This is a genomic window from Photobacterium lucens (assembly GCF_009873615.1).
GTDB classification, from domain to species: Bacteria; Pseudomonadota; Gammaproteobacteria; order Enterobacterales; family Vibrionaceae; genus Photobacterium; species Photobacterium lucens.
In genome coordinates, this window is sequence record NZ_SSMG01000228.1 from 1 (window position 1) to 1156 (window position 1156).

1 rRNA gene is annotated in these 1156 nt (G+C 51.0%); it reads right to left on the minus strand.

The window, feature by feature from the left end:
• Positions 1-1018, minus strand: a 16S ribosomal RNA gene (locus E5A76_RS10150); the annotation flags it as partial.
• Positions 1019-1156: the final 138 nt, after the last annotated feature.

The window sequence follows — 1156 nt, forward strand, 5'->3', positions numbered from 1 at the left end:
AAGTTCTCTGGATGTCAAGAGTAGGTAAGGTTCTTCGCGTTGCATCGAATTAAACCACATGCTCCACCGCTTGTGCGGGCCCCCGTCAATTCATTTGAGTTTTAATCTTGCGACCGTACTCCCCAGGCGGTCTACTTAACGCGTTAGCTCCGAAAGCCACGGCTCAAGGCCACAACCTCCAAGTAGACATCGTTTACGGCGTGGACTACCAGGGTATCTAATCCTGTTTGCTCCCCACGCTTTCGCATCTGAGCGTCAGTCTTTGTCCAGGGGGCCGCCTTCGCCACCGGTATTCCTTCAGATCTCTACGCATTTCACCGCTACACCTGAAATTCTACCCCCCTCTACAAGACTCTAGTCTGCCAGTTCAAAATGCTGTTCCGAGGTTGAGCCCCGGGCTTTCACATCTTGCTTAACAGACCGCCTGCATGCGCTTTACGCCCAGTAATTCCGATTAACGCTCGCACCCTCCGTATTACCGCGGCTGCTGGCACGGAGTTAGCCGGTGCTTCTTCTGTAGGTAACGTCAAACAATGCCGCTATTAACGACACTGCCTTCCTCCCTACTGAAAGTACTTTACAACCCGAAGGCCTTCTTCATACACGCGGCATGGCTGCATCAGGGTTTCCCCCATTGTGCAATATTCCCCACTGCTGCCTCCCGTAGGAGTCTGGACCGTGTCTCAGTTCCAGTGTGGCTGATCATCCTCTCAGACCAGCTAGGGATCGTTGCCTTGGTGAGCCATTACCTCACCAACAAGCTAATCCCACCTGGGCTAATCCTGACGCGAGAGGCCCGAAGGTCCCCCTCTTTGCTCCGAAGAGATTATGCGGTATTAGCTATCGTTTCCAATAGTTATCCCCCACATCAGGGCATATTCCCAGGCATTACTCACCCGTCCGCCGCTCGCCGCCCTTAACGTTCCCCGAAGGTTCAGTTAAGTCGCTGCCGCTCGACTTGCATGTGTTAGGCCTGCCGCCAGCGTTCAATCTGAGCCATGATCAAACTCTTCAATTAAAGTTTTGTTGGTCTTTCGACCGGCTCAATGAATACTGTTAATTCATCATAAATGATGAATGAATTGACTGTGCTGATACCCCTCTTTATATAAAGAAGCGAATCAAATTGGTCACTAGTATCATTGATAAATCTTTT